The organism is Chamaesiphon sp. (assembly GCF_041738855.1).
In the GTDB taxonomy this organism is placed as follows: Bacteria; Cyanobacteriota; Cyanobacteriia; order Cyanobacteriales; family Chamaesiphonaceae; genus Chamaesiphon.
This window is the reverse complement of sequence record NZ_JBGSPA010000131.1, coordinates 43,747-68,249: the sequence shown is the minus strand read 5'-3', so window position 1 is coordinate 68,249 and position 24,503 is coordinate 43,747. Positions and strand designations below refer to the sequence as shown.

Annotated in this window: 27 protein-coding genes; 16 read left to right on the top strand and 11 right to left on the bottom strand. The window is 47.9% G+C overall.

Annotated elements, in window-relative coordinates; genetic code table 11:
* The first annotated feature begins 29 nt into the window (after window positions 1-29).
* The 7 genes from ACEW9I_RS12325 to ACEW9I_RS12295 all read left to right on the top strand — a co-directional run bounded on the left by ACEW9I_RS12325 (window position 30) and on the right by ACEW9I_RS12295 (window position 5,635).
* A complete protein-coding gene (locus ACEW9I_RS12325; RefSeq protein ID WP_373540628.1) occupies window positions 30-1,346 on the top strand; it encodes a (Fe-S)-binding protein in 1,317 nt (438 codons plus the stop codon).
* 223 nt (window positions 1,347-1,569) lie between these two features.
* Window positions 1,570-2,487 carry a geranylgeranyl diphosphate synthase CrtE gene (gene crtE / locus ACEW9I_RS12320; RefSeq protein ID WP_373540748.1) on the top strand — a complete coding sequence of 306 codons (918 nt, stop codon included), beginning with the start codon at window positions 1,570-1,572 and terminating at the stop codon, window positions 2,485-2,487.
* Between the two features lie 175 nt (window positions 2,488-2,662).
* On the top strand, window positions 2,663-3,142 hold the full coding sequence (locus ACEW9I_RS12315) for a divergent PAP2 family protein (protein ID WP_373540627.1): 480 nt from the start codon (window positions 2,663-2,665) through the stop codon (window positions 3,140-3,142).
* 275 nt (window positions 3,143-3,417) lie between these two features.
* Window positions 3,418-3,636, top strand: a complete 219-nt coding sequence (locus ACEW9I_RS12310; RefSeq protein WP_373540626.1) for a DUF4327 family protein — start codon at window positions 3,418-3,420, stop codon at window positions 3,634-3,636.
* A gap of 377 nt (window positions 3,637-4,013) precedes the next feature.
* Entirely contained in the window at window positions 4,014-5,261 is a 1,248-nt protein-coding gene (gene xseA, locus ACEW9I_RS12305) for an exodeoxyribonuclease VII large subunit (protein WP_373540625.1), read from the top strand.
* A complete protein-coding gene (gene xseB / locus ACEW9I_RS12300; protein WP_373540624.1) occupies window positions 5,245-5,451 on the top strand; it encodes an exodeoxyribonuclease VII small subunit in 207 nt (68 codons plus the stop codon). Before xseA ends, xseB begins: the two co-directional genes overlap by 17 nt.
* A gap of 4 nt (window positions 5,452-5,455) precedes the next feature.
* Window positions 5,456-5,635 carry a hypothetical protein gene (locus ACEW9I_RS12295; protein WP_373540623.1) on the top strand — a complete coding sequence of 60 codons (180 nt, stop codon included), beginning with the start codon at window positions 5,456-5,458 and terminating at the stop codon, window positions 5,633-5,635.
* Window positions 5,636-5,701: 66 nt separating this feature from the next.
* Here the strand turns inward: ACEW9I_RS12295 and rpsF are convergent, their stop codons facing one another.
* Window positions 5,702-6,049: a 30S ribosomal protein S6 gene (gene rpsF, locus ACEW9I_RS12290; RefSeq protein ID WP_373540622.1), complete on the bottom strand. Its 348-nt coding sequence runs from the start codon at window positions 6,047-6,049 to the stop codon at window positions 5,702-5,704.
* Between the two features lie 102 nt (window positions 6,050-6,151).
* Between rpsF and ACEW9I_RS12285 the strand changes: the two genes are divergently transcribed.
* Window positions 6,152-6,292 carry a hypothetical protein gene (locus ACEW9I_RS12285; RefSeq protein ID WP_373540621.1) on the top strand — a complete coding sequence of 47 codons (141 nt, stop codon included), beginning with the start codon at window positions 6,152-6,154 and terminating at the stop codon, window positions 6,290-6,292.
* Window positions 6,293-6,762: 470 nt separating this feature from the next.
* On the opposite strand, the gene ACEW9I_RS12280 is transcribed toward ACEW9I_RS12285, so the two are convergent.
* The gene (locus tag ACEW9I_RS12280) at window positions 6,763-6,924 is read right to left on the bottom strand and encodes a hypothetical protein (RefSeq protein WP_373540620.1); all 162 of its coding nucleotides are present in this window, start codon (window positions 6,922-6,924) and stop codon (window positions 6,763-6,765) included.
* 270 nt (window positions 6,925-7,194) lie between these two features.
* Between ACEW9I_RS12280 and ACEW9I_RS12275 the strand changes: the two genes are divergently transcribed.
* Window positions 7,195-8,157 carry an orange carotenoid protein N-terminal domain-containing protein gene (locus tag ACEW9I_RS12275; protein ID WP_373540619.1) on the top strand — a complete coding sequence of 321 codons (963 nt, stop codon included), beginning with the start codon at window positions 7,195-7,197 and terminating at the stop codon, window positions 8,155-8,157.
* A 104-nt stretch (window positions 8,158-8,261) separates the two neighbouring features.
* On the opposite strand, the gene ACEW9I_RS12270 is transcribed toward ACEW9I_RS12275, so the two are convergent.
* Together ACEW9I_RS12270 and ACEW9I_RS12265 are read right to left on the bottom strand one after the other, a co-directional pair.
* The gene (locus ACEW9I_RS12270; RefSeq protein ID WP_373540618.1) at window positions 8,262-9,230 is read right to left on the bottom strand and encodes an A24 family peptidase; all 969 of its coding nucleotides are present in this window, start codon (window positions 9,228-9,230) and stop codon (window positions 8,262-8,264) included.
* A 185-nt stretch (window positions 9,231-9,415) separates the two neighbouring features.
* Window positions 9,416-9,688, bottom strand: a complete 273-nt coding sequence (locus ACEW9I_RS12265; protein WP_373540617.1) for a hypothetical protein — start codon at window positions 9,686-9,688, stop codon at window positions 9,416-9,418.
* On the opposite strand from ACEW9I_RS12265, the gene ACEW9I_RS12260 reads away from it, so the two are divergent.
* Window positions 9,687-9,836 (top strand): hypothetical protein, encoded by a 150-nt coding sequence (locus ACEW9I_RS12260; protein WP_373540616.1) that lies wholly within the window; start codon window positions 9,687-9,689, stop codon window positions 9,834-9,836. The two genes, ACEW9I_RS12265 and ACEW9I_RS12260, sit on opposite strands and share 2 nt — an antisense overlap.
* Window positions 9,837-9,842: 6 nt before the next feature.
* On the opposite strand, the gene leuB is transcribed toward ACEW9I_RS12260, so the two are convergent.
* From leuB to ACEW9I_RS12245, 3 genes are all read right to left on the bottom strand, one after another.
* Window positions 9,843-10,925: a 3-isopropylmalate dehydrogenase gene (gene leuB / locus ACEW9I_RS12255; protein ID WP_373540615.1), complete on the bottom strand. Its 1,083-nt coding sequence runs from the start codon at window positions 10,923-10,925 to the stop codon at window positions 9,843-9,845.
* A gap of 73 nt (window positions 10,926-10,998) precedes the next feature.
* Window positions 10,999-11,568 carry a Uma2 family endonuclease gene (locus ACEW9I_RS12250; RefSeq protein WP_373540614.1) on the bottom strand — a complete coding sequence of 190 codons (570 nt, stop codon included), beginning with the start codon at window positions 11,566-11,568 and terminating at the stop codon, window positions 10,999-11,001.
* A 155-nt stretch (window positions 11,569-11,723) separates the two neighbouring features.
* Window positions 11,724-12,374 (bottom strand): PEP-CTERM sorting domain-containing protein, encoded by a 651-nt coding sequence (locus ACEW9I_RS12245; protein WP_373540613.1) that lies wholly within the window; start codon window positions 12,372-12,374, stop codon window positions 11,724-11,726.
* Between the two features lie 262 nt (window positions 12,375-12,636).
* On the opposite strand from ACEW9I_RS12245, the gene argB reads away from it, so the two are divergent.
* Together argB and ACEW9I_RS12235 are read left to right on the top strand one after the other, a co-directional pair.
* Window positions 12,637-13,512, top strand: coding sequence for an acetylglutamate kinase (gene argB / locus ACEW9I_RS12240; protein ID WP_373540747.1), 876 nt, complete (start codon window positions 12,637-12,639; stop codon window positions 13,510-13,512).
* Window positions 13,513-13,687: 175 nt separating this feature from the next.
* Window positions 13,688-14,233 (top strand): hypothetical protein, encoded by a 546-nt coding sequence (locus tag ACEW9I_RS12235; protein WP_373540612.1) that lies wholly within the window; start codon window positions 13,688-13,690, stop codon window positions 14,231-14,233.
* A gap of 122 nt (window positions 14,234-14,355) precedes the next feature.
* On the opposite strand, the gene ACEW9I_RS12230 is transcribed toward ACEW9I_RS12235, so the two are convergent.
* Together ACEW9I_RS12230 and ACEW9I_RS12225 are read right to left on the bottom strand one after the other, a co-directional pair.
* The gene (locus tag ACEW9I_RS12230; RefSeq protein ID WP_373540611.1) at window positions 14,356-14,802 is read right to left on the bottom strand and encodes a CAAD domain-containing protein; all 447 of its coding nucleotides are present in this window, start codon (window positions 14,800-14,802) and stop codon (window positions 14,356-14,358) included.
* A 314-nt stretch (window positions 14,803-15,116) separates the two neighbouring features.
* Window positions 15,117-15,989: a 6-carboxytetrahydropterin synthase gene (locus ACEW9I_RS12225; RefSeq protein ID WP_373540610.1), complete on the bottom strand. Its 873-nt coding sequence runs from the start codon at window positions 15,987-15,989 to the stop codon at window positions 15,117-15,119.
* Between the two features lie 279 nt (window positions 15,990-16,268).
* Between ACEW9I_RS12225 and ACEW9I_RS12220 the strand changes: the two genes are divergently transcribed.
* Window positions 16,269-16,685, top strand: coding sequence for a hypothetical protein (locus tag ACEW9I_RS12220; protein ID WP_373540609.1), 417 nt, complete (start codon window positions 16,269-16,271; stop codon window positions 16,683-16,685).
* 78 nt (window positions 16,686-16,763) lie between these two features.
* Here the strand turns inward: ACEW9I_RS12220 and ACEW9I_RS12215 are convergent, their stop codons facing one another.
* Complete coding sequence (locus ACEW9I_RS12215; protein ID WP_373540608.1) at window positions 16,764-18,539, bottom strand: ABC transporter substrate-binding protein; 1,776 nt, start codon at window positions 18,537-18,539, stop codon at window positions 16,764-16,766.
* Between the two features lie 397 nt (window positions 18,540-18,936).
* Here ACEW9I_RS12215 and ACEW9I_RS12210 point away from each other — a divergent pair, with 397 nt between their 5' ends.
* The 3 genes from ACEW9I_RS12210 (at window position 18,937) to ACEW9I_RS12200 (ending at window position 23,704) form a co-directional block, all read left to right on the top strand.
* The gene (locus ACEW9I_RS12210; protein WP_373540607.1) at window positions 18,937-20,088 is read left to right on the top strand and encodes an FtsW/RodA/SpoVE family cell cycle protein; all 1,152 of its coding nucleotides are present in this window, start codon (window positions 18,937-18,939) and stop codon (window positions 20,086-20,088) included.
* Between the two features lie 147 nt (window positions 20,089-20,235).
* Window positions 20,236-21,648 (top strand): 1-acyl-sn-glycerol-3-phosphate acyltransferase, encoded by a 1,413-nt coding sequence (locus tag ACEW9I_RS12205; protein ID WP_373540606.1) that lies wholly within the window; start codon window positions 20,236-20,238, stop codon window positions 21,646-21,648.
* Window positions 21,649-21,814: 166 nt separating this feature from the next.
* Complete coding sequence (locus tag ACEW9I_RS12200) at window positions 21,815-23,704, top strand: chloride channel protein (protein ID WP_373540605.1); 1,890 nt, start codon at window positions 21,815-21,817, stop codon at window positions 23,702-23,704.
* Between the two features lie 518 nt (window positions 23,705-24,222).
* On the opposite strand, the gene ACEW9I_RS12195 is transcribed toward ACEW9I_RS12200, so the two are convergent.
* Complete coding sequence (locus ACEW9I_RS12195) at window positions 24,223-24,450, bottom strand: hypothetical protein (protein ID WP_373540604.1); 228 nt, start codon at window positions 24,448-24,450, stop codon at window positions 24,223-24,225.
* Window positions 24,451-24,503: the final 53 nt, after the last annotated feature.

The window sequence follows — 24,503 nt, the reverse complement described above, 5'->3', positions numbered from 1 at the left end:
TATCCACTATCAACTCTCTAACAATCTTCATGTCATCACCCACCCTCGACTCTCAGCATCCCCCAGCACCCAAACTCATTGACGCTTGCGTGCATTGTGGTTTTTGTCTGTCCACTTGCCCCAGTTACCGCGTCTTGGGTACCGAAATGGATTCACCACGGGGGAGAGTGTACATGATGGATGCTCTCAACCAGGGCGAAATTGAGCTGACACCAGCGGTTGTCAGTCATTTCGATAGTTGCTTGGGTTGCTTGGCTTGCACCACTACCTGCCCGTCTGGAGTCCAGTACGATAAACTGATCGCAGCAATGCGTCCCCAAATCGAGCGCAATTATCAGCGTCCGCTCGTCGAGCGGTTGTATCGACAATTTATTTTTGGGTTATTTCCCTATCCCAATCGACTGCGATTATTACTGATTCCATTATTTATCTATCAGAAACTTGGTCTCCAAAAAACGATCCGAAAAACAGGCATAATTGAAAAAATATCGCCACATTTAGCGGGAATGGAGTCAAATCTCCCCGAGTTATCTTTGAGTACATTTCAAGATACTTTACCAGAATTGATTCCCGCTCAAGGTACGCAAAGATATCGAGTAGGGATGATTTTGGGCTGTGTCCAGCGGCTATTTTTCGATCGCGTCAATCAAGCGACTGTCAAAGTGTTGACAGCCAATGGTTGCGAAATTGTCATCCCTCCAGCTCAAGGTTGCTGTGCTGCTCTACCACACCATCAAGGGCAAGAAGAACAAGCCAAAACACTTGCCAGACAAATGATTGACAGTTTCACCGCTACAGATGTCGATGCGATTATTATCAATGCTGCTGGTTGCGGACATACACTCAAAGAATACGGCGAATTGCTCAAAGACGATCCAGAATATCTCCAAAGAGCGATCGATTTTTCAGCTAAAGTCAAAGACGTTCAAGAATTTTTAGCTGATATCAAACTGACTACGCCATTATCACCGATCTCGATCGAGCCGCTGACCTTGGTTTATCAGGATGCCTGTCACTTATTGCACGGTCAAAAAATTAGCAGCCAACCGCGTCAACTCCTCAACCAAATCCCCAATATCACCCTCACCGAGCCATTAGACGCGGCACTCTGTTGCGGTAGTGCTGGGGTTTATAATATGCTCCAACCTGAGACAGCCAACGAACTCGGTCGTCAAAAGGTGAACAACTTAGTAAATACTGGCGCGACTGTGATTGCCTCAGCCAATCCTGGCTGTACTTTGCAAATTGCTAAACATCTGGAGCTGCAAGGACATCAGACTCAGATCCTCCACCCGATCGAACTGTTGGATTTAGCCATCAGAGGGGTTAAATTAATTGATAATTGATAATTGCTGATTCACGCGGCGGTTCCCTCCAGATCTCGCTGTGACAGCGACGCATCGAACGGGAGGCTCCCTCCCATTTGTGTGCGTCAAGACAAGACAGCGATTCGCTCTGGCAGTACATCAGACGATCGCCCAATTGAGCCAACTTCCTCAAAAGAGCCAATCCCTCGTAAAATGGTGGAGACAAGAGCTATATAGATTAGACCTCCATACTCGATCGCCAATGACTAGTCACCAGGAAACTTCTCCCACCACTACCTTCGAGCTGGTAGCCTATCTCGCCGAGCGTCAACCGCAGATCGAGGCAGCCTTAGACGCGGCGATTCGTCCTGGCTATCCAGATACCATCTATGCCGCGATGAGGTACTCCTTACTAGCGGGTGGCAAGCGGTTGCGTCCGATCCTCTGTCTTGCTAGTTGCGAAATGATTGGGGGAAATACCGATCTAGTCATGCCGATGGCTTGTGCGCTGGAAATGGTACATACCATGTCGCTGATCCATGATGATTTACCAGCGATGGATGATGATGATTATCGGCGGGGTAAGTTGACAAATCACAAGGTCTATGGTGAAGATATTGCCATCCTCGCTGGCGATGGCTTACTAGCCTATGCGTTTGAGTATATAGCTACCCAGACTCAGGGGGTCAGTGCTGACAAAGTACTCCAAGCGATCGCCCATTTAGCCAGAGCAGTCGGTGCCAATGGTTTAGTCGGCGGACAAGTCGTCGATCTCGAATCCGAAGCCAAACCCGATATTTCGATCGAGACACTTACCTACATCCACAATCACAAAACAGGTGCCCTCCTCAAAGCCTGCGTCGTCTGTGGCGCAATCCTCGCTGGAGCTACAGCATCAGAGATCGAAAAACTTGCCAAATTCGCTCACAATATTGGTTTGGCTTTCCAAATTATCGATGATATTCTCGATATCACCGCCACTGGGGCAGAACTTGGCAAAACTGCAGGCAAAGATCTCGCATCCCAAAAAGCCACCTATCCCAAACTTTGGGGACTGGAGGAATCCAAACGTCAAGCTGATAAACTAGTAGCTGAAGCTAAAACTATTCTCGATGAGTTTGGCGATCGCGCCCAGCCGCTCCAAGCTCTAGCTGACTATATTACCGCTCGTAAAAATTAGTCCAGTTGCCAGCAATTCGATCGATGATGCGATCGCCTAAAATTAGCTCGCACAGCAAGTTAGAGCTGAGCCATCAGCGCGGTTTGCACCAACTACAACAAGTTTAGATCGATAGGTATTTTCATGCTAATTGTTAGCGATAACTTAACACCTTCCCTCACTCTAGGTCATTTACGTGGTTAGTCAAGCAACCCCGATCGTTAACGACATCGTACAGATTCTGGATAATCGCATTTTGATCGTAGCCATTGCTGCGTGTACGATCGCGCAGGTACTCAAACTGATTATTGATGTCATCTCCAATGGCAAATTTAGCGTCAAAGTATTGACAACTACTGGTGGGATGCCTAGTGCTCATTCGGCATTAGTTACCGCTCTAGCGGCAGGGGTCGGCGAAAGTTTAGGTTGGAAAAGTGCTGAATTTGCGATCGCGACCATCTTGGCGGTTGTCGTCATGTACGATGCGGCTGGAGTCCGTCAAGCCGCAGGCAAACAAGCCCGCATTCTCAATCAAATGATCGACGAATTATTCTCTGATGACCATAAGTTCAACGAAGAAAAACTCAAAGAATTGTTAGGACATACCCCTGTCCAAGTCATTGCTGGTTCGGTACTAGGTATCGCAGTCAATTGGCTATTTACAGCGATTCAATAAATCGCGCTCGCTAGGCGCGGTTATCGCTCCTTGACGATCGCTTCCCCAGCAGAATATCGGACTCGATCGCGGCGTTATTCAAAAATACTTCGTAAAAATTACCTCCGCTTAGTTAACGGTAGCAAAATTGACTGAAATTAAATTTGACAATAGCTAGCTTTTTGCGGTACAAGTATAGATGCAGCTATCCCCAGCACATGGCGTAACCAATTTAGGACGAGTATCGAACGGGAAGCTAATTTCAATTAAGCATTAAAACAATTAAATCTTTATCTATGACTCAGCAAGTGCTTCACCCGATGGTGAAAATGCAACGTCAAGTCGCATCTTTGGTCGCATCCAAGATTCTCAGTCCGAGCGATCGCATTTGGAAGATTGCCTTCCTCTACGGTGACAAATGGCAATACTGGAAAAATGAATTACTAGATTTTGGATTCACCCTCCAAGATCCCGTCAGCGAATTAATCGAAGTTGAAGCTTGGGACGAAGATTAAGTTAGCTGCAAGTTGAAATTTGACAACTGGACGATCGTTCAAAAACTAGTCAGCGATCGATTTTCATCCAGCAGTTTTGGTGTAAAAAGACTGATTGAGACGATCTCATCAAGTAGATGGGCATTATTAAATATGAGATATCGAGTAGGGTGGGCAGTGCCCACCAACTAGGTTTCAGGTATAATTTATTTTATAAATAATTGCACCTACCTACTTAAGTTCTACTCGCTCGACTATTGCCGATCCAGTATAGTAATCCTAAACGGTCGGCTAAATTGATGTAGAGTGTGTTATGCGTTGGCGGAGCCGCGCCGAGAGGTAATCGCCGCATGAGCACCAGTATTCGATACTTAGACGGCACTTACTCCCGCTAAACAATGCCGGATAAATTCCTCACCGAGCTGCTCGATTCACACATCGATCCGATCTCGATCGATCGCTTGACTAGCTACATCGAACGTGCATTGCAGATCCCCCAACTACGGCAAGTCTGGGTGAGTGGTGAAATTGCTAGTGCTACCTTTCATCCATCGGGCATCTACTTTACCCTCAAGGATAAAGTCGGCAAAGCCGCACTCCCTGCCGTTGTCTGGAAATCTCAAATCTCAGAGCTGGAGACAAAGCCCCAAATCGGGATGGAGGTGCTCGTTTTTGGTCAGCTTGCTGTCTACGCTCCACATGGTAAATATCAATTTCAGGTGCAGCAAGTTCTCCCCATCGGTGAAGGCTTGCAGGCTCTGAGATTACAGCGGCTCAGACAGCGGCTCACAGCCGAAGGGTTGTTTGATGTGGAGCGGAAGCGATCGCTCCCAGCATACCCGCAGACGATCGCGGTCGTCACATCGCCGACGGGGGCAGCTTGGGGTGATATCCAGCAGACGCTGCGATCGCGTTATCCTGGGGTATTGGTATTGCTATCACCAGCGACGGTACAGGGGGAAGCAGCTCCCAGATCGATCGATCGGGCGATCCAGCGGGTGCAGATTGACGGTCGGGCAGAAGTATTAATTGTCGCCAGAGGCGGCGGGGCGACTGAGGATTTGAACTGCTTCAATAGTGAAATTGTCGTGCGTGCGATTGCTGAGTGCCCGATCCCAGTGGTGACTGGGATCGGGCACGAGCGAGATGAGTCGCTAGCAGATCGCGCAGCAGATGCGCTCGCCGCTACTCCCACCGCAGCGGCGATCTTGGTCGTCCCCGCTCTCACCACCGTCGTGGACGAGCATCGAGCGCGAATCGAGCGACTTCAAGCCGCGATGAAACGAGTACTCGCCGCCCAACAGGCTCAGTTGAGTCAAGTGCGGATGCGGTGCGAACGCATCAAACCAGATCGGCATCTAGCAATCGAAGCCGAACGGCTCAAGCACCTCCAGCAGCGGCTCAGGCGCGCTATTACTGGGAGATTGGAGTCAGCGCAGCAACAACAGTTGCGACTCTGTGCGCGCTGCCAAGCCCTCGATCCGCGCTTGGTATTGCAGCGGGGTTATGCCCTAGTCCATCAGCAGGATGGATCGATCGTCCGCGATGCTGCTGCGGTAGTTGTCGGCGAGGAGTTGTGCCTACAACTGGGTCAAGGGCAAGTAAATGTAATCGTCATCAGTAGCGATAATGGCAAAAAAACCTAGCTGGAAGTACGAGCAGACAGTCGATCGAGTTGAGGAAATCTTGGCAGAAATTGAAAGTGGTGAGTTGGAGTTGAGCGAGGTAGTCAGTCAATTTGCCGTAGCGGTGGAGTCTTTGCAGCAGTGCGAAGATTTTTTGGCACAGCAGCGGGAGCAGGTCGAATTATTGCTAGAGAATTTGGGCGATATCTGACCCGATGGGCTTCCCTGCTAATTTGACATGTATGGCAACCGCCAGTGCGATTCAGACAGTACAGCGATTTCAATCGCTGCCAGTGCTGCAAAGTCCGCCTACGCGGACTAATACTAATTGTGTCTTAACCGCCTTGGCGACTGCTATACAGATTGTCGTGACACGGGTACGATCGCTCCCTTAGCAACAACAAGAGCCTGCATGAGCAGGCTCTTGTTGGAGTGGATATATAGCGATCTGAATCGAAAGACTATGCTTCCTCGCCGCTAGCGGCAAGTGCCGCCGCCGCTGCTTTGGCTGCTTTTTTGGGTGGATCGAGTTTGAGGCTCAAGTAGCGGATGACATCTTCACTTAGACGCATCGCTCTTTCTAATGGGGCGATTTCTTTGCCAGAACCAGTAAAGTTGACTTGAACATAGATCCCATCGCGGTTCTTGCCAATGAGATAAGCAAGGCGGCGTTTGCCGCGTTGTTGGATTTCAATGTCGGTAGCACCATTGGTTTCAATGATACTCCGATATCGCTCGATCGATTCGTTGGCCTGTTCATCCGATAAGTCGGGACGCAGGATGTACATGATTTCGTATTTATCGCTCACAGATTCTCCTTATGGACATATTGGCTTCGACGCAGTTCACCTCAGTGACGGCAGAAGCAAGGATTTACTATCTTATCAGCAATTGAGCCGATTATAAAACTATTGAGTCGATCGCTTACAACTCAAGCGCATCATTTAGGCGATCGACAGCATCGAGTTTTAGCTAAACCATTTGTGGAGATGAGTGTCTTGGTGTTCGAGATGGGAGACAATCCACCAGCCACAAGTGGTGAAGCTCAGTAGCAAACAAGTGGAGAGGAGGTAAGCACTAGAGATTGCACGAACTATCGCGGGTGCTGAGGCAAGGTCGAACATGGTTCATTCAGCTCAAGGCTGTTGAAGTTGTTGGTGAATTACTGCATACCTGTAATTCTGCTACTTACTACGCCAGAGCGGCAGTGTTTTCCAGCACTTTAATGAGATTTTGTTTGTGCTAAGCACACTCGAACGACGCAAATAGTAAGTAGATTGAGGCTAATTCCTGAGCCGATCGCGTGATGAATTGGTTGCCAGAGGCTAACTTTATTCATGTCAATCGCTCGATCGGATGAATAAAATCGGATTTGTTCATTTCGACCCATAGCCATTGTACCTACATTTATTAAGCAATGGTTAAGAAAATTTGCGGATATCCGATCGGCTACCGATCCAATTGCCGCCAGGGAAGGTACGGGGAGTGATGATATAGTAGTCGCCACATCGGTTAAGACACTCTAGATCTCAGTCCGCGTAGGCGGACTTTGCAGCACTAGCGGCGATTTTAATCGCTGTGCTGTCCTAACTGCCTTGGCGGTTGCTATAAATAGTCCGGTATAGATCCCATGCCAACTACTCAGACGCAACCTCTCTAGTTGCGCCTCAAAGCCAATCCACATCCTCACGATCTAGACTCCCCCGATCGCGATGGCTACCTGTAGCGGTAAACTATTCTTTAGTTCTTGAATAGGAGTCATCGGTCGAGTTTCCTTAGTAACGGATTAGACCTATCTATTACAAAATGCAATACATTTTGCACAACCAAGCGATCGTTACTGAGATAACTTGTGTTTTGGGTGGGGCGTATTCTGGTATTATAGTGAGACAGTAAAGTTTTATAAACAAAACCTGACAAATATCAATTTATCCTTTAAGGAGTCGTAGTATTTATGTCTATTTCACTCAAGTCTGCTCAGTCAATTTTTGCAAACACTCTAATTGCTGATGCAGTTCCCGCCGTTACCGCAGCCTTCGACCAATTGAGCGTCGAAGATCAACTAGCTTTGCTTTGGTACGCTTACACTGAAATGGGCATCACGATTACGCCAGCGGCGACAGGTTCGGCAAGTATGGCACTAGCACAACCCCTGCTCGACCAGATCAAGGCGATGCAGCCTGCGGATCAGACTCAAGTAATGACCGATCTAGCCATGCACACCGATACACCGCTTTGTCGGACGTTTACCGCATTTCGGATGAATACCAAACTGGGTTTTTGGTATGAATTGGGACAAATGATGAAACAGGGTATGGTCGCACCGATTCCGGCTGGCTATGTCCCCTCTCCCGAAGCCACTGCCTTGCTCGAAACCATCAAGCAGCTCGATGCCGGACAACAAATCACGGTACTGCGGAATACAGTAGTCAACATGGGTTACGATCCAGCACGCGGACAAGACTATGACAAACGCGAAGCACCATCAGTTACCCCTCGCGCTTTTGCCGATCGATCGCGTGCAGCGATCGAAGGTGTAGACAACTACACCGTTCTGAGCTATATCGACAACATGAATGCCTTTGACTTCATGGCGGCATCGAGTTTGTTTGTCGAAGAAGGTGCGCTCCAGCCGCCATTCCAAGCTCCAGTCGTCGGCCCAGCAGCAATCCTCACTTACATGCGTGAAGAATGTGTAGGCTTGAAAATGTTACCAGAGCGCGGTGTCGTCGAGCCGATCGATGATGGCTATACTCAAGTCAAAGTCACGGGTAAAGTCCAAACTCCCTGGTTTGGTGCCAGTGTCGGCATGAACATCGCTTGGCGGTTCCTGCTCGATCCTCAAGGTAAGATCTTCTTCGTCGCGATCGATCTTTTAGCTTCGCCAAAAGAGTTACTCAACTTACGTCGTGGCTAATTGTTACTAACTCGATCTGGTGCGTTACGGCTTGCCGCCTCACACACCCTACGAGAGGGTGCCTATGTATAGGCACCCTTTTTGCATCCATATACAGCTACAAATCACGAGCTACGCAAGCGCATTTTTCGCGTCCAGAATAGTAATGCGATCAGCACAATTAATAATGGGATGGCAAATAGATATCGATCGGGAGACTGGATCGACTGTTGATAAGTAGCCATCAACCAATCTCCTCCAAACAACGATATCGTTGCACCGAGAGCGATAAATGGCCCCAGCGGGAGGGGTTCGATCAGCTTATTGGCTCCGGCTTTGCCACCACTTTTGAGCGTGGAGTAGCCAGCCACAGCCATAAATCCGCCGATCGCCAATACCGATGCCAAACCTCCAGCTAAGAGGACAACTTTCCAGCTACTCCAAGCTCCCACCATCGCCATCAATTTGGCATCACCGCCACCTTGAGCGGCTTGACCCATCATCATACTACCAACAATGAGAATGATGTCATAGATCCAGATCCCCAGTACCATCCCCAAAATACCCTGGATCAGATACTCCTTACTGCCTACGATCGAATGATTGTTATCGAGATAACCTGCTACAAATTGAAAGACTAATCCCAATACTAACCCCGATTGGGTGAGGGGATTGGGCAACGTCATCGTGTCGAGATCGATCAGGGTGAGTGCCAGCAGCCAACACATCAGCAGCGAGTAGCCGATTGTCTGGATCGATAGTCCGAACCGATTGTAAACAATTACAAAAATTACCGCCGTTAACGCTTCGATCAGCGGATAACGCGACGAGATCGGGGTGCGACAATGGCGGCATTTGCCACGTAGTAATAGCCAACCCAAGATCGGGATATTTTCACCCATGCCTAATTGGTGGAGGCATTTGGGACATCGCGACGGCGGCCAAATCACGGACAAGCCAGCCGGAACGCGGTACACGACGACATTGAGAAAACTCCCGATCGCCGCACCCAACCAGAAGATAATTACTTGGACGATCGTGTCATAAATATTCACTACTATTAAGATGCTGCCAACGGCTACAGAGATAGACAACCTAAATCTATAATTCCCCAGTCGTAGCCCTGATGCTCCATGTCGGCTCTTTGGGTATTGCCGCCGATTGAAATCGGGGCTAATGATGCAAAGTCCGCCTAAGCGGACTAAGAAATCAGTCCGCTTAGGCGGACTTTGCACTCCGAGGAGTGGTTTTAACCACTTTGAGTGTAGAGCAACCAGAGTTAATTCATCTCGGTTTCCAATTGGGTAACTGAGACAAAACACTCTTCAGGTAACAACACTGGACAACTGCTAAAGATCAATTTGCCGCGATAATCGTGTTGATTCATAGCTACCCCGATCGGTTGTCGTCGTCGATCGCGATCGGGGTTAATCTGGCAATAGAAACTATAAATATCTTTAGCAGCCCTAAGGAGAGCTGGATCGTACATTCCATAGGCATCTGGCTGGGGCATGGCAGTAGCTTTAACTTTGCGCGGCTCAAATGTAAACATGGTAGTTACTCCTAAAATTACCTGGAAATATTTTAAGAGAGATCGGGTGACACTAATGGTAACTCGGGTGGGAGCCATCGACACTCGCAGATTTAGCTGGATCTGGAGTGCAGATCTGGGTGTAGGAGTGACGATCGGACATCGATAACTAGGCTTACTCTAGGGCGGCAATCAAGACTCGACCCATCTCCTGACAGCCAACTACAGTCATATCTGCTGACATAATATCACCAGTTCTGTAGCCCAGATCCAAAACTTTTAACACCGCGCGTTCGATCCGATCTGCCGCAGTTGATTTGTTCAAGCCGTAGCGAAGTAGCATCGCTGCACTCAGCACTTGTGCTAGGGGATTGGCTTTGTCTTGTCCCGCGATATCTGGAGCCGAGCCATGAACTGGTTCAAATACCCCCAACCCAGTCGCACCCAGACTCGCCGAAGGTAGCATCCCGATACTGCCCGTCAACATGGCAGCAGCGTCAGAGAGGATATCACCAAACAGATTGCTGGTGACGATCGTGTCAAACTGTTTGGGGGCGCGGACTAGCTGCATCGCGGCATTGTCTACATACATGTGGGTGAGTTCGACATCAGGATAGTCTTTTGCCATCGCGGTGACTCGATCGCGCCATAATTGAGAGACTTCCAACACATTTGCCTTATCGACCGAGCAGAGCTTTTTAGCACGTTTGCGGGCGGTTTCAAAACCAACTTTGGCAATCCGATCGATTTCACTATCTGTATATGCCATCGTATTCACCCCGCGTTTTTCACCCGTCTCAGTTGTGAAAATTCCCTTGGGTTCGCCAAAATACACCCCACCCGTCAGCTCTCTGACGACCATCATATCCACCCCCTCCACGATCTCCCGTTTGAGGCTAGAAGCGTCGATCAGCTGGGGTAAAACTGCCGCAGGTCTGAGATTGGCAAATAGACCCAAACCCGCTCTCAAGCCCAATAAACCTGTCTCTGGGCGGAGATGACGCGGCAAGTTGTCCCACTGATAACCACCGATGGCGGCAAGTAAGACCCCATCACTCTGCTTGCAGGTGTCCAAAGTCGCTGCTGGCAAGGGTTCACCTGTTGCCTCGATCGCCGCACCACCAATTAAAGCCGCTGTAAATTCAAAGTTGATATCTTCTTGTGTGGCTACCAACTTCAGGACATCTACAGCTACTGCCATAATTTCTGGGCCGATCCCATCCCCAGCCAATAGTGTGATGCGATAAGTTTGAGTCATAGTGCTTGCCTTGCGATCGAACACTAGATATTTTACTGGCGATCGCGGCACAGTAGATCGATGGCTTTTTAGCTTAACGTCCCTGTAACACTCGATCGACTGTCAGATCTAGATTCTCCAATACACTTGACTCTATTTTATTATCTCCCGCAAATACCTTCTCTTCATACAAACCCTCTATCCATTCCAATACTGTCACCTTTCGGACGATCGGATCGACGATCCAATATTCGGCAATGCCCCTAGCCGCGTATTCCGTGCGCTTGTAACGATAATCTCTTTTTTCTTGGTTCGGGCTGACAACTTCCACGACGAGTAATGGTGGCGGCATATCCATCAACACGATCGATCTAGTCGCTCTCTCCATTGCCGTCGCTAATTCTTCAGACAACACCAGTAAATCTGGTACTCGCACGGATACTCGCGAACCACTTACCGCCATCTCTGTCTTCATCGTCAACCGATAGGCTGGAATACCCAACTGGCTGAAATATACGAACAGAAACGCTGCAATGCGACGATTGATTTCGCTCTCAGATGGCATATCGATTAGTTCTCCATTTTCTAGCTCATATAACTTATCCGTACCATCGTCATAGGCAAGGAATTCCGCTAGTGTCATTTTCTCGATCGCAACTGTCATCTGTACACCTCTGGCAAGCATATATTTCAGGATTCTAACATTTCCACTCGTTGGCTACCCGAACAGAACTCGAATGGATTCGATCGCTCGAAAAATAGGGTAGGGGCAATTCATGAATTGCCCCTACCCTATTTTTCGAGAAATATCCCCACCATCTACACAGACTTCGACTTAACACCTCTCAGCCGCAGCTTCAATGCAGCACCTCCGCCGAAACCCGCCAATGTACCCACGATCGTCAAGGGTTCGGGTACTGCTGTTGCTGAAGGAGATCCATCAAATTGAACTTCTGATAAACCTATGCCCAAGCCTTGGTTACTCAGCACGTTAAACCTGACATAGGATGCACTAACTGGCGCAAAACTGAACCGCTCTGGCGATTCGGGTCCAGGATCCTCTCCAGCCGCAAACTGAGTAGGCGCATCTCCTACCACGGTAAAATTAATGCCATCAGTTGAGGTGAGAACATTTACACCCTTAACACCAACTAAGGTGTTGTTGTTCCAATTCCACACACTAAGACCAGATAGGCTATAAAGTCCATTTAAGTTAAAGGTAAAGTTACCCGTACTAGCCGGATTCAACCCACTAGTCCAGGCATTAGCAATTGAAGATTGAGAGTGAGTTGCTGTTAGACTGAGGGAAGATAACCCTGAGCCGTTGGCTATATTATTTATCTCAAATCCCGAAGAGCCTGTCATGTTAGTTGAAGCCGTCACTCCGTTAATCAATGCGGCTTGGGCATTTGGAGCATTTGCGATCGATAGAGCTAGAGTAGCTAGCCCTAATGCAAGATTTTTGTTCATTTGTACTATTCTTTAGTCGATATTCGGGGTTAAATTAGCTCTATGAAGAGCAATAAATTTCGACATGTATCATATCGATTTATTGAGAATATGTTACACCAGTTATATCGATTCCACAATAACAATATTCACACTCATCTAAAAATCGTATCGACAGTTCAGATCTAAATTCCCGAATAACTCGATCTGCATAGACACGAGCTAAACTGCTAAAATCTTGGCTATTGCCAGTACCGATCGCCAGACTCCAACCCTCTCCAGCATGAACCACTCCAACGAAGATGCCACCCGCGTGCGGGTACTTAGCGAAGCCTTGCCCTACATCCAAAAATTCGCCGGACGTACCGTAGTGGTCAAATATGGCGGCGCAGCCATGAAAGATAGTTCTCTCAAAGAGGATGTAATTCGCGATTTAGTTTTTATGTCCTGCGTCGGCATTCGTCCCGTCTTAGTTCATGGTGGTGGTCCCGAAATCAATAGTTGGCTAGAAAAACTCGGCATCGAGCCACAATTCAAAGATGGTTTGCGCGTTACCGATGCGGCGACGATGGACGTTGTGGAAATGGTTTTAGTCGGACGAGTGAATAAAGAAATTGTCTCCCTCATCGCTCGTTGTGGTGGTAATGCCGTGGGGCTGTGCGGCAAAGATGGTAACTTAATCGTGGCACGTCCTGACGGTCGCGAAGGGATCGGATTTGTGGGTGAGGTGAGTGGTGTCAATGTCGATATTCTCAATACCTTAGTCAAGAGTGGCTATATTCCCGTCGTCTCCAGTGTCGCTGCTGATGAAAACGGACAGGCATATAATATCAATGCCGATACGGTTGCTGGTGAAATTGCGGCTGCATTGGGAGCCGAAAAACTGATCTTGATGACTGATACGCCAGGGTTGATGCGGAACTTCAAAGATCCAGATACTTTGATTCGTCACTTAGATATTTCTGGAGCGCGCGCGCTGATTGAAGATGGTACCGTCAGCGGCGGGATGATTCCGAAGTTGACTTGTTGCGTTCGCAGTCTGGCTCAAGGTGTCAAAGCCGCGCATATTATCGATGGACGATTGCCGCACTCCCTCTTACTCGAAATTTTCACCGATAATGGTACTGGGTCGATGATTGTTTCTTCAGCGACGATGTAGCGGGGATCTACCGTGTATGCAGAAGCCCGTTTAAGTTGTTGCGTCGTCTATCTTGTGCCTATGGCAGGATAACTCAAGGAGAAGCTCTAGGAACAGCCCCAACCCTCCTTGGAACCCACCCCCAGCCCCTCCAAGGAGGGGAGTAAGAGGGAGAGAGGAAAGCCCCATCTGCTTTGTGCAACACATTTACACTTATTTTTTGATTGTGACTTTTGATTCTGATTACCAGGCTGGACAAATTGCCTTCGAGCGGGGAGAGTACCGCCAAGCTGTCAGTTGTTTATTGGCTGCTGTAGCGCAAGTACAGCCAAATACCCGCATCGGTGGGGAAGTACAAGTGTGGTTGGTGACAGCTTATGAAGCTGCGGGGAAAATCCCTGAAGCCAAGGCTCTATGTCAAAAACTCGCCAGCCATCCCGATCTCGATACTCGCCAAGCGAGTAAACGACTGCTGTATATCATGCAGGCTCCAGAACTGATCCGGCGCGATGAGTGGTTGACCAAAATTCCTGACTTATCGCATCTGGAAGGGGGCGATGATAAGATGGCTGTCAATCGGACGCCAGCTCCATTATCACCGCCCCAGCCGCGATCGATCGATGAAAAATATGCCCCTGTAGATCTGACTCAGGTCAATACTCAAGATAATAACTTTATCGCGATCGCGCTGATGTTGACGATCGCGGCTCTGTGTGGATTATGGCTACTAGCGAAAAGCTGAACTATCCAGAGACTGAAGTGGATAGTGGATGGTGGATGGTGAATGGCTGGAGTCAATAAAATACCACCGATCGATCGGTGGTATCTAAGTAAACAGTAGATTAATCGACTTGACGATTGCCGCTAGGCGTTCTTGTTGCCAAAAATTTCGGTTTTGAAACTATCAATCTCATCAGTTAGTTCCTTCCGAGTGGAGGCTTGGAGAAGATAGCGATATACAAACCAACTAGCATACCCAATGCCCACTAATTCAAAAGTAGGTGCAAGTAACGGAATTTCATTCACAGCCGATAGAATTGCCAAAGTCAGCTTGACGCCAACGATAATCCCCAAGATTAAGCCCACAATAGTGACAGCACGCTTGTTGTTGGCGTAAGTCTGACCCAAATAAGTCGGAAACTCAGCCAAGATATCAAGAGCTTGTTTCACGCCGTCGGGTAAATTAACTGTATAGCTTTCTGGTGAAACTTGAGTAATGGAACCATTGCCAGCGTTTAATCCCAGGGGATTTGCTGGGATATCAACGGTGATAGTTTCGGCAGATTGAGTAGATTCTGGTGTATCGCTCATAATTTATTAATCCTGATTTCAAAATTGACAGGGATAGCAGATGGTAACCCACTTGTGCTGAGAACAGCATTCGGGACAAATACTCTTGCCGATTTTATCAGTTACGGCTGAAGGATCATAGTGTGAAGCTAATTCAATTATGAAATAATTATGTCAATGTCTAATTATTAGCTGTGCCACTTATACTATTTGTAGATGCCATCTGTGATGATTTATTGTCAAGCTTGGCTAATTATAAACGATCGATCGCTCAAATTCGATCGACCGATCGACCGATCGATCGCTAAAATTGTCACAATGGCTATAGTCACAATCTAGACACCAGCCAGAGCGACAGTGGCTAGTTGACGAGCTGCCAGCGTACTAAAATCTTGACTCCAAAGTAACTCACACGAGTTGTTGGGACTTTCGACTAGTTTGACTTTATGTAGCTGCGCGCCTAGCTCATGAATCGGTTGCTCGATGAGATAGCCGATATACACAGCGATATTTTCAGCCGTGGGGACGACTTTGGCAAAGTGGGCGATGTCTTTGTTCAAGAAGGTGTGATCTAGCGGTTCGACAGCATATTTGTCTACTAGCTCGTGGAGTTTGACCAAATCGACAATCATTCCCGTCCGGGCGTCGATTTCGCCAGTGACGGTGACTTCGAGGTGGTAGTTGTGTCCGTGTCCATTTACTCGCGCGCACTTGCCATAGATCTCACTATTTTGGGCGAGAGTGAGGCTATCTAGCGCGAGACGGTGAGCCGCGCTAAAGTGAGTACCGATAGTCAGTGAGGCTTCCATGTCTTTACCTGTATATTCTGCAAAAAGTTCGGGATGTTCAAATAGCTGAATGCGGACGAGCGGGAGGTGAGGAGCCAATCGCTGCCAAATTACCCTAGCAATATTTTCGGTGGTAGGCAGCGTTGTCTGAAATTCCGACCAGGTATCATTGAGAAAGCTGTAGTCTAGCTGGGAGGTGACTTCTTTGCTGATGACGTGTTTGACATCGGAGAGGTTGAGCACCATCCCATAGTCATCGATATCGCCATAGAGCGAGATGTACAAGACGTAGTTGTGTCCGTGTCCGTACGGCTGGGCGCACAAGCCAAATTTGACTTGGTTCTCCGCCGCGCTTAATTCTGGCAACCAATAGCGGTGGCTAGCGGAAAACTGTGCGCGACGGTTGATGATACATTTCATGAAAATTTACATAACGTGATATTTACTAGGATACTGTGTTTAGAATACGGACAACATATTTCCTCCTCAGTGAAGAATTAGGCATCCGGTGTAGATGTGGATGGTGGATGGTGGATAGTGGATAGTGGATGGTAAATAAATATTGTCTATTTTTTGGGTGAGAAGGGACTAGCTAATTCCCTCGCCACTACCCCCTACCCTCTGTCTTGATGCGCTAAACCCTCGGGGAACCCTACGTATCGCGCATCGCTACCCTCTACCCCCTACCCCCTAAATACTATGGAACGCGGTTTAATGTGGCTCCCGCTGCTGGGAGCATTTATCTGGTTGGCGAGAGCGGGTGCTAATGAGTACCAGAAACTTGAAGCCTACAAACGCTGGGCGGTAGGATTCGATCGCTGCAAGTATGATATCTATGCTGTGATGGGACTCAAAGATCGAGAAATTAGTTGGGGTAAGCCCACCAAAGCCGAACCGCAAGATCTTCAGACATTTAATCTCGATCGAGTCAAACAGATTCACTTAACGGTCGATCGAGTTACCATCGATCTAAATGATTTACCTAATAATGGTAAAAAGATCGATCTTCAGTTTCAGCTCATCGATGGGGACGACATCAATATTCCATTTACTGAAGTGCCAATGGCGGCTGAGTGGGCTGAGTTTCTGAGCAAGGCGATTGCCTCAACTAAATAACCTAGCTAATTTAGAGTCGGCACTGTTTGGTTCACGCAATAATTTGTAGATTTAGAGATCTCACTCAAGCTAGATTTATTATTCTGCACTAATAGTCAACTCATGCAGATTCCAGAATGGGCCAGCAATTGGTGAATAATCAATCCCTTTAACTCGATTTTTGACAGCCGATAATGATAGAGGATTGACTAAATAAATACATGGTAAGCTTGCTTGAGTGACTTTTTGAGTCTCGATATAAATTTGCCGCCGCTTTTCTTCATTTAATTCTTGTGCCGCTTGAATATAAAGCTCGTCGATTTTCTTTTCCCAATCAGCTACTTGACGTCCAGTAATTTGTTGTGTGCCCTGCTTGGGTTTGAGATTGAAAATATGCGAACCGCCATCTACCGACCAAAAATTGGCTCCATCATTTGGTTCGATCCCACCAGTGAATCCAATTAATAAGCTATCCCATTGTAATGAGCTATCAATTCGATCGAGTAACAGACTAAAAGCGATCGGTGTAAAGTCTACTTCAATCCCAATTAGAGCTAAATCTTGTTTTATTTGAGTACCCAAAGCTTCGCGAATTTTATTGCCAGAATTAGTGATTAAGCTAAATCTGACTGGATTGTCGCGATCGTCAACAAGTTTATTTTGGTCATTATATTTAAACCCAGCCTCTGCAAATAGTGCTTTAGCTTTTTGTGGGCTATAATCATAAAATGGTAATCCTTGTTCGCGTGATAAATAATAAGGACTAGGCACAGAAATCGGTGAATCTTGAGGTGCGCCGAGTCCGCGATAGATATTATTTATCATCCGCTGACGATTGATGCCATAAGCGATCGCCTGACGAAATTTGATATTATTAAACCAGCGTGATTCGATCGGATCGACTAGTGGCTTACCATCTCGTTCGCCTTGATTTAGATTGAAAGACATGAACGTAGTTCCGGTTGCTGGCCCACCATTATAAATTTTATAGTCACCTTTTTGTTCTTCTTTTTTAAGTAAAGAAAAGAAATCAGGCGAAACACCATAAGAGTCCAAACCACCCGATCTAAACTGAACTAGCGCGGTATCTGTAGATTCGACAATTTGCCAGATTAATCTCTGGATATATGGCTGTTGCTTCCCATTGGAATCTTTACGCCAATAGTAAGGATTCTTTTTAAAAACCAGCCGTTCTCCAGGTGTATAGGAGTCGAGTGTGAAAATGCCATTGGAAACTAAATCTGCTGGCTTGGTGTTAATTCCCCAAGTACTGAGAAATAGCGGTTTGCCCTTTTCATCTTTTTGGTCGATTGTCGGACGTAATTTGTGAGCTGGTAAAATACTAATTCCTAATGTGCGGAGGAAAGGAGCAAATGGCTCGGGGGTAATGAACTCGATCCGATCGTCAGCTACTTTTTTGACTGTAGGTAGTTTACGATTTTTCCCAATTTTGAGGATGTCGCGTGTATCGGTAGGGATCTGTTCGTTGAAATAAACTTCATTAAATGTAAACAACACATCATCGGTGGTTAATGATACACCATCTGACCATTTTAAGTTTGGTCTGAGTGTAAAGGTCACGGTCTTTTTATCTGAAGAGATGACCCAGGATTGGGCTAAGGCTGGCACGATCTCTCCTTTGCCATTTTCGGTAATTAATCCCTCACCGACGTAACCAAAAATATTGGGTGATTCATTGCTCAATGCGGCATTAAAAGTTTTGGGATCGCTGAGAATGGCTGATACTAATTGGTTAGTAGTTTGGGCGGAAGAGGAACTAATAAGTTGTTGGCAGCTACTAATCCCAATGGCGATCGCTATGACAAGTACTATTAGCGATTGTCGTTGCCAGTTTACAAATAGATTTTTTAACATAATTAGATTTAGAAAAATCTGAGCGGGGGAACTAATGCTCTAAATAATATGGGAGTAAATTACGATCGTGTCGATCGCTCAGATTGACAGTCAAGCAGAATGCTGAAAATCGAGCTGTCAGCTAATCTAACATATCTTACCTCGACCTCAAGACCCGATCGCCGTTTTGATGGAGAGCTGCTGACTGAAACAGATCGCCAGAGCTAAGCGACCAGAAATGCGTTCCGAAGGCGCAAGCGGCAGTTAATTTAGAGTGGGTGTTGTGGTTAAATAGGATGGGTTTCGATCGCGTAGGATCTCCGGCAAAGCAGCAAGCTCAATTTAAAATCAAGCTAGAAATGACGCTGGATGGAACCTTACCTCAAAATTTACACCCTACCCCTATTTTCCTAAGATCGTGAACTTGCGCCTTTTAATTCCATTTTTTGACCCCACAGTAAAAGACTGGTCGTTAACGGCAAGATTGATGCGGTGGTTGACTTTTCTGTGGCTGGCGATCGGCATGTTCGTACTATTCTCAGCTTCCTATTATCATGGGGAAGTCGAGAAAAAAGATGGCTTGTACTACATAACGCGTCAGCTTTTGTCGATCGCGATTAGTTTGGTAATATTTAATGCGATCGTTCATTCACCATTACGCAAACTGCTCAAAGTTGCCCAGTGGATCTTATTGGGGATTTTGGTGTTATTGTTGTTGACTGTCTTGACTGGTATGGGTCAAAATACAATGGGTGCAACGCGATGGATTGCGATCGGCCCCATCCAACTGCAACCATCAGAACTGATCAAACCCTTTTTGGTATTGCAAGGCGCAAAGCTATTTGGACGGTGGGAGCAGTATTCGATCCGAGTCAGAGTGACTTGGTTGAGCATCTTTGCGATCGTGTTATTGGCGATCCTCAAGCAACCGAATCTCAGCACCACATCCTTGTGTGGGATAGGGTTGTGGTCGATCGCTTTTGCTGCTGGGCTGCCATTGCGCTATCTGGCTGGCACGGCCATTGGTGGGGGACTAGTCGCAACGATGAGTCTGATGATGCACTCATACCAACGATCGCGAATGCTGTCTTTTCTCAATCCGTGGCAAGATGAACGCGGTGATGGTTTTCAGCTAGTGCAAAGCTTACTCGCGATCGGCTCTGGCGGTGTCTGGGGCAACGGGTTTGGGTTGTCTCAACAAAAGTTGGACTATTTACCGATCCAAGATACCGACTTTATCTTCTCTGTTTTTGGCGAAGAGTTTGGACTCGTCGGTGGAGTGCTGCTACTGAGTATCGTAATGAGCTATGCCACTTTGGGTTTGTCCATTGCCAGTCGCAGTCCAGATCCCGTCCATCGGCTGGTGGCAGTTGGCGCGACGACGTTTATTGTGGTGCAATCACTATTTAATATCGGTGTGGCGGCGGGGATGCTACCGACGACTGGTTTACCACTCCCGATGTTTAGTTATGGGGGTAGCTCGATGATGGCATCGTTGATTCAATCAGCACTGGCGATCCGAGTTGCCAGGGAGTCAGCCGCAGCAAAAGTGATTCCAATCCGACTATGATTTTTCGGATTATGCGATTGCACAGATGCGGTTGCTGGCGTGAAGCGTCGTCTTTGCACTACTAATTACACTCGAAATCAGTCATTCAGACGGTGATTAATTTTGCGATTTGAGGTATCCTCTACTGGGTCAAAGAGTATTTTTCCCATGCCCCCAATTACCAAAGCGCAACCACAACTAGCATTCCTGCCCCCTAGATTTAATGTGTGGGTGTTACGGCTAGTTGCTTGGGTATTGCCTTATTGGTTGAAGTCCAAACTGAAGATCGCCAACATCGATGTGACAGATATCGATCGCTTGGTAGAAGTCTACAAGCAGTCGCAGATGGGTAGGTTGCGGTTGATTATCGCTTTTCGGCATCCGAGTAGCGATGACTCTTTTTGTATGGGCTATCTATTGACAAAGCTACTCCCGGATGCGGCTCGGAAGCATCGGATTTTATTGAAGTCGCCTGTGTTCGCACACTTTATCTACGACCGGGGGATTCCATTGTGGGCGGGGAAGATTGTCAGTTGGTTGTATCCCAGACTGGGAGGGATACCCATCCATCGGGGGCGCGTTGATAGTGCGGGATTGAGGACAGCCCGAGAGTTGTTGGTCAATGGGCAGATGCCACTGGCGATCGCGCCAGAAGGGGCTACGAATGGACATAGCGAACTAGTGAGTCCGTTGGAGTCAGGAGCGGCTCAACTTGGCTTTTGGGCGATGGAAGACCTGATTGCAGCGGGGAGAGAGGAGGACGTTTTGATTATTCCGATCGGGATTCAATACTACTACGTCGATGAGCCGTGGTTGCGGCTAGAAGAAACGATCGCGCAGTTAGAACAGGATTGTGGCATGAGTATCGATCGACATGACTCGCGGGTAGCGATCGGTCAAAGCGACCCACGACCGATGCAGAAGTTACTCTATGACAGGTTTTATCGGCTCAGTCAGTATCTACTCTACCAAATGGAGAATTTTTACGCTCAATTTTATCAGTATCAAATCCCCGAGCGTCCGCCAGAAGCACAGACGATTTCGCGGACGGAGATCTCTCAAAGACTGCAATCTTTGCTAGATTTTGCCCTGCAAGTATCCGAAAGTTATTTTAATCTGCAACCCAGGGGTACCAAGATCGATCGCTGTCGGCGGATCGAGCAAGCCGGGTGGAATTGGATTTATCTCGAAGAGTTGACCATCCCTACTAATATGTCGCCAGTCAGCCGCAAATTAGCCGATCGCATTGCCAGCGAAGCCGATCTGCGGATGTGGCACATGCGGCTGGTCGAAAGTTTCATCGCCGTCACTAGCTCTTATGTCAAGGATCGACCGACAATCGATCGCTTTGCTGAAATCACCCTTTTGCTGTGGGATTTAGTCGCTCAGATTAGAGGTGAAAATGCCAAACGTCCGCAACTGGGCAAGCGACGGGTACAAATGACGATCTGTAACCCGATCCCGCTCTCTGATTATTGGGATCGATATAAAAGTGGTCGTCGCCAAGCGAGACAAGCCACACTCGATCTCACCCAAGAATTACAAACATCGATGGAAGGGACACTCGATCGCGGCTGGTAATTAGAACATAGCAGCCGAGGCGGTAAATTGGTTTTCCGATGCTAGCAGTGGATCTCGTCTGCTGATTGGCTTGTAACCACCAATAATCGATCCCCAATCGACCTCAATAAACATTACAATTTAATTAACAAAATTTAATTACCCTCTCATAGTTCTGGCGTTATCCATGACCGTAATTCCGCCATCATCAGTGTCTCCCATGACACCATTATTCTCACGGCTAACCGACAAGCTCAACCGCCTCGACCCCTCTCCTGGTCTAGTGGTGATGCTACTATCCGTACTCATTGGGGGCACGGCTGGATTGGGAGTAGTTTTATTTCACTATCTGATCGATCGATCGCACAGTTCCTCTCATACGCTGATTGTCGATCGGCTCAAGGGGTTGCTGCACATTCAAGGGACTTGGATTGTTGCACTAGTGCCGATCCTGGGGGGGATTGTCGTCGGGATCATGCGGTGGTACTGGCGAGATTTCGGTCCGAATATGAACTCGATGATCGCGGCGACCCAATCGGGCAAAAAAGTCTCTCCCTGGCGGGGATTGGTCAAGATGGTGGCGGCGTCGGTATCGCTCGGAACTGGTGCATCGCTGGGGCCAGAAGGGCCGAGTGTGGAAATTGGCGCAAATCTGGGGATGTTTTTGGGACAGGCTCTAAATGCTTCCCAAGAACGTCAACGTTTATTGCTGGGAGCGGGTGCAGCAGCAGGGATTGCCGCCGGATTTAATGCCCCGATCGCCGGAGTGTTTTTTGCCCTAGAGTTAGTGTTGGGTACGACGTTTGCGACTTCGGCAGTGAGCGTGGTGGTATTGGCGGCGGTAGTTGCATCGCTGGTCGCTCAAATTGGTCTAGGAGCGCGTCCGGCATTTGCACTACCCGTATATGAGGTAAAAAGTTTATTCGAGTTGCCCTTGTATCTGTTGTTGGGTGGGTTGGCGAGTATGGTTGCCTTTGCATATACCCAGACTGTAGACTTTGCGCGGGAAGCCTTCCAGGGGAATGTCAGTTCCTTGTCGTGGTTGGGCAAAATTCCTCGGTGTCTGACGCCAGTAATTGGTGGGGCGATTGTCGGAATTGTGGCTTTGAAATTCCCTCAAGTTACTGGCATTGGCTATGAGACGATCGAAGCGATGTTGCAAGATGTTCAGTTCTCGATCGTGCTACTAGTATCGATCTTGGTCGTCAAGTTATTGATGACGGCGGTGAGTTTGGGCAGTGGTTTAGTGGGTGGTTTATTTGCCCCATCGATGTTTTTGGGTGCGACGATGGGAGCGATTTATGGTAAATCACTGGTGCTATTATTTCCTAGTCTCAGCGGGCTGATTGCTGCCCCGCCAGCATACGCCATGGTCGGAATGGCTGCGGTACTAGCTAGCAGTGCTAGAGCACCACTGACAGCGATCCTGCTGATGTTTGAGCTGACTCGCGACTACCGGATCGTCTTGCCTGTGATGGCATGTGTCGGGCTGAGTATTTGGGCGATCGAACGGATGAACCCTAAGTCAAAATCGCCAGATAAATTGGATAAATTGGCCCTGAGCGTGCAACCAGATCGCTATCTAGCTAGCCTCCAGAATTTACAGGTGCGGGATGCGATGGATACGCACTATCTTCGGTTGTCCGATCGGTTGGATATTCTGGCGGCTGGGTTAAAATTGACGCAAAGTAATTGTCACAGTGCGCTCGTGATTGACGATCGCGAGGAATTACTGGGTATTATCACACTCCACGATCTGAGTCGGGCAATTTCTCAAGCCGAAGCTTCACCGCAACCCAGTCGCTTATTGACTGATAATTTGAGAAGTATTTGCACCAAATATTTAGTTTATGCCGACATTGACGAGCCGATTATTGAGGCGATCGATCGGATGGCAGCCAGAGGTTTACACCAATTACCTGTGATCGATAAGTCTCAACCAGATCTGGTAGTCGGGATTTTGCAACAGGATCGGATCGCACTGGCTTGTAGTATCGCATCTACCCGTCAGGCTTTGAGTAAGTACGATATCCTGCCTGCAAAGCTCACCCAATCACTCGATCTTACTCCTCAGTAGTCACTTCGTTCTAGTTCTAATCAATCGTAGGGTGTATTCGCGCGCATCAGCTCTACTGGAAGGCCAACGATTGTGTCTTGTCTTGACTGAAACACATGCGGAGGGAACCTCCGCGTGATTTCAGTCGCTGTCTCGCTAAACCTTCGGGGAACCCGTAGACGTTGGCGTTGGCGTAGCCTGCCGTAGGCATACGAAGTTCGGCGTGTCGTTGGCGTAAACCTGCCGTAGGCACAGACGGAGCGCGAGACGCTGCTTGGTGGAACGCACGCTGAGGGAACCTCAGCGCGATTCCATCCGCAAATCGTGGCTAGTGATGCGAAGTCCGCCTACGCGGACTAATAAACTAGTCCGCGTAGGCGGACTTTGTACTCTGAGGAGCAATTTTAACCGCTTGGGCGATCTAATGTAGCAGTCGCCGTATCGGTATGTACAGCTCCCCGACTTCTTAGAGAAATCGGGGAGCTAGATCGTAACAGCGACAATATCTTCACCGGCGTGATGACTGCTATGTCACGATCCTAAAGAGATTCAAATACTGCGGTAAAACCTGGGATGGTCAGACATTCGTCGGTGAATTCTTCAGCATCGCTGACATTTTCGATCTGATATTCCATAATCCGGCGATCGTCACCATACATTTTCTTGGATGAAAGCAGAGTGCTGGGATATCTAGTAGCCAGATCTTTGAAGATTTTACTACTAATGCCCCAGTCTTCAGCAGAACATGCGATCGTAATCCGCCACATAGTTAGGTTTTAGGCTTTAGGTTTTAGGGAGTAGGAGTGATAAAGGGTAGTAG